Source organism: Herbaspirillum sp. UBA812, from assembly GCF_002296545.1.
Lineage (GTDB): Bacteria > Pseudomonadota > Gammaproteobacteria > Burkholderiales > Burkholderiaceae_D > Herbaspirillum > Herbaspirillum huttiense.
The window spans coordinates 1-3,765 of sequence record NZ_DBIC01000071.1; the positions used below are offsets into that span (position 1 = coordinate 1).

Annotated in this window: 3 protein-coding genes; all 3 read right to left on the reverse strand. The window is 63.6% G+C overall.

What is annotated here, in order from left to right:
• Positions 1-590, reverse strand: a 590-nt coding sequence (locus B3873_RS04505; protein ID WP_286864258.1) for a PrpF domain-containing protein, incomplete at its 3' end; no start/stop codon positions are given.
• A complete protein-coding gene (acnD, locus tag B3873_RS04510) occupies positions 587-3,208 on the reverse strand; it encodes a Fe/S-dependent 2-methylisocitrate dehydratase AcnD (protein ID WP_286864260.1) in 2,622 nt (873 codons plus the stop codon). The genes B3873_RS04505 and acnD, both read right to left, overlap by 4 nt.
• 53 nt (positions 3,209-3,261) lie before the next feature.
• Positions 3,262-3,765 (reverse strand): GntR family transcriptional regulator (locus B3873_RS04515; protein ID WP_286864261.1); only part of this gene is annotated, 504 nt, incomplete at its 5' end.

Sequence of the window (3,765 nt, forward strand, 5' to 3'; positions counted from 1 at the left end):
TTTCCGGTGGGGAACATGGCACCGCCGGCGCCTTCTTCCTCGGCTGCCGGATCCATGAATTCCAGCTGGACTTCAGCGGCGGGGAAGGTCACGCCATCCAGTTCGAAGTCGCCGGTTTCCTGCACCTGTCCGCCACGAATGGGCACATGGGCCACAATGGTCTTGCCGATGTTGGCCTGCCAGATGGTGATGACGGCCACGCCATCCTGCGGCAACTTGGACGGGTCCACCAGCCCGGCGGAAATCGCGAAAGGACCGACCGCTGCGGACAGGTTGCCGCAATTGCCGCTCCAGTCCACGAAATCCTTGTCGATGGAGACCTGGCCGAACAGATAGTCGACATCATGGCCCGGCCGCTCGCTGCGTGAAATGATCACTGTCTTGCTGGTGCTGGAAGTCGCGCCGCCCATGCCGTCGATCTGCTTGCCATACGGATCGGGACTGCCGATCACGCGCTGCAGCAGCTTGTCGCGTGCACGGCCCGGGACGCGGGCGGCTTCGGGCAGGTCGTCCAGCTTGAAGAACACGCCCTTGCTGGTGCCGCCACGCAGGTAGGTGGCGGCAATGCGGATCTGGGGGACTTGGCTCATGCTTGTTCCTTGGTGTTCTGGCCGGCGTTGGCGGAGGCTTCCAGGAAATCCTGGGCGAAGCGTTGCAGCACGCCGCCGGCTTCGTAGATCGACACTTCTTCGGCGGTATCGAGGCGGCAGGTCACCGGCACTTCCACACGCTCGCCATTCTTGCGGTGGATCACCAGCGTCAGGTCGGCGCGCGGACGGCGCTGGCCGATGACGTCATAGGTTTCGGTACCGTCGATGGCGTAGGTATTGCGGTTTTCGCCGGCCTTGAATTCCAGCGGCAGCACGCCCATCCCGATCAGGTTGGTACGATGGATGCGCTCGAAGCCTTCGGCCACGATGGCTTCCACACCCGCCAGGCGCACACCCTTGGCGGCCCAGTCGCGCGAGGAACCCTGGCCGTAATCAGCCCCGGCAATGATGATCAGCGGCTGCTTGCGTTCCATGTAGGTTTCGATGGTTTCCCACATGCGCATGACTTTGCCTTCCGGTTCCAGGCGCGCCAGTGAACCTTGTTGCACGCTGCCATCGGCTTTCCTGACCATTTCGTTGAACAGCTTGGGATTGGCGAAGGTGGCGCGCTGCGCGGTCAGGTGGTCGCCGCGATGGGTGGCGTAGGAATTGAAGTCTTCTTCCGGCAAGCCCATCTTGGCCAGGTATTCGCCGGCCGCGCTGTCGAGCAGGATGGCGTTGGAGGGCGAGAGGTGGTCGGTGGTGATGTTGTCGCCCAGCACGGCCAGCGGACGCATGCCCGAGAGCGTGCGCTCACCGGCCAGCGCACCTTCCCAGTAGGGCGGACGGCGGATGTAGGTGCTTTGGGGACGCCAGTCGTACAGCGGGCTGACCGATTGGCTGCGGTCCACGCGTGCGGAGAACATCGGGGTGTAGACATTGCGGAATTGCTGGGGCTTGACTGCGGTAGCCACCACAGCATCGATTTCCTCGTCGCTGGGCCAGATGTCCTTGAGGCGGATTTCCTTCCCTTCGGCGGTCACGCCCAGCACGTCCTGTTCGATGTCGAAACGGATGGTGCCGGCAATGGCATAGGCCACCACCAGCGGCGGCGAGGCCAGGAAAGCCTGCTTGGCATACGGGTGGATGCGGCCATCGAAGTTGCGGTTGCCGGACAGTACTGCAGTGCTGTAGAGGTCGCGGTCGATGATTTCCTGTTGGATCTTCGGATCCAGCGCACCGGACATGCCGTTGCAGGTCGTGCAGGCAAAGGCGACGATGCCAAAGCCCAGCTTTTCCAGGTCAGCGGTCAGGCCCGCTTCTTCCAGATACAGTTCCACTGCCTTTGAGCCAGGTGCCAGCGAGCTCTTCACCCAAGGCTTGCGGGTCAGGCCCAGGCGATTGGCATTGCGCGCCAGCAGGGCGGCTGCGATCACGTTGCGCGGGTTGCTGGTGTTGGTGCAGCTGGTGATGGCGGCAATGATGACGGCGCCATCAGGCATCTTGCCCGGTTCGTTCTCCACCTTGCCGGCGATGCCTTGGGCGGCCAGTTCGGAGACCGGCAGGCGCTTGTGCGGATTGCTGGGACCGGCCAGGGTACGGACCACGGTGGAGAGGTCGAAGCGCAGCACGCGCTCGTATTCGGCCTTGGCCAGTGTATCGGACCACAGGCCGGCTTCCTTGGCATAGGTTTCCACCAGCTTGACCTGTTCATCTTCACGTCCGGTCAGCTTCAGGTAATCGATGGTCTGTTGATCGATGGAGAACATGGCGGCCGTCGCGCCATATTCCGGGGCCATGTTGGAGATGGTGGCGCGATCCCCCAGCGTCAGGCTGGCCGCGCCATCGCCATAAAATTCCAGATAGGCCCCCACCACCTTCTGCTTGCGCAGGAATTCGGTCAGCGAGAGCACGATATCGGTGGCCGTGATGCCGGGCTGGCGGCGGCCGGTCAGTTCCACGCCGATGATGTCGGGCAGGCGCATCCAGGAGGCGCGGCCGAGCATGACGTTTTCCGCTTCGAGGCCACCCACGCCGATGGCGATCACGCCCAGCGCGTCCACGTGCGGGGTGTGGCTGTCGGTGCCGACCAGGGTGTCGGGGAAGGCCACGCCATCCTTGGCGTGGATCACCGGCGACATCTTCTCCAGATTGATCTGGTGCATGATGCCGTTGCCGGGCGGGATCACGTCCACGTTCTCGAAGGCCAGCTTGGTCCAGTCGATGAAGTGGAAGCGGTCTTCATTGCGGCGGTCTTCGATGGCACGATTCTTTTCGAAGGCCTGCGGATCGTCGCCGCCACATTCCACCGCCAGCGAGTGATCCACGATCAGTTGCACCGGCACCACCGGATTGACCTTGGCCGGGTCGCCGCCCATGTCGGCAATTGCGTCGCGCAAGCCGGCCAGATCCACCAGCGCGGTCTGGCCCAGGATGTCGTGGCACACCACGCGCGCCGGGAACCACGGGAAGTCCAGTTCACGCTTGCGTTCGATCAGCTGGCGCAGCGAATCCGTCAGGGTCGCCGGATCACAGCGGCGCACCAGGTTTTCTGCCAGCACACGGGAAGTGTAGGGCAGGGTTTCCCATGCGCCAGGATGGATCGCTTCCACGGCGGCGCGGGCATCGAAATAATCCAGTCGGGTGCCGGGCAGTTGCTTGCGGTATTGGGTATTCATGGCGGTTGGCTCGTGTCTCGTTGATGGAATGGTTGTTGTGTGGAGGAATGCGTTCAGGCCTGATCGCGCTGCTGCCCGGTGCTGCCGGGCCCGGTCTGGGCGATCTGGTGTTCGATGTTGCGGCGGGAGGCCCCGATGTGACGCCGCATCAGCAGGTCGGCCAGTTCGCCGTCGCCATCGGCCAGGGCATCGAGGATGCGGTGGTGTTCGGCAAAGGCCTGGCGTGGCCGGTTGGGAGCGGCCGAATACTGGATGCGATACATGCGCGCCAGCTGGTACAACTCGCCGCAGAGAATGCGCGTGAGGATCTGGTTGCCGCTGGCCTGGATGATCTTGTAATGGAAGTCGTAGTCGCCTTCCTGCTGGTAGTAGCCACGTCCAGCCTGGAAGGCTTCGTCCTTCTCGTGGGTTTCCAGCACCCGGCGCAGTTCGTCCAGCTCGGCGCGGCTCATGCGCTGCGCCGCCAGGCGGCAAGCCATGCCTTCCAGCGATTCACGGATCTGGAACAGTTCCACCAGGCCTTCGAGGGTCAGTGACACCACGCGAGCACCCACGTG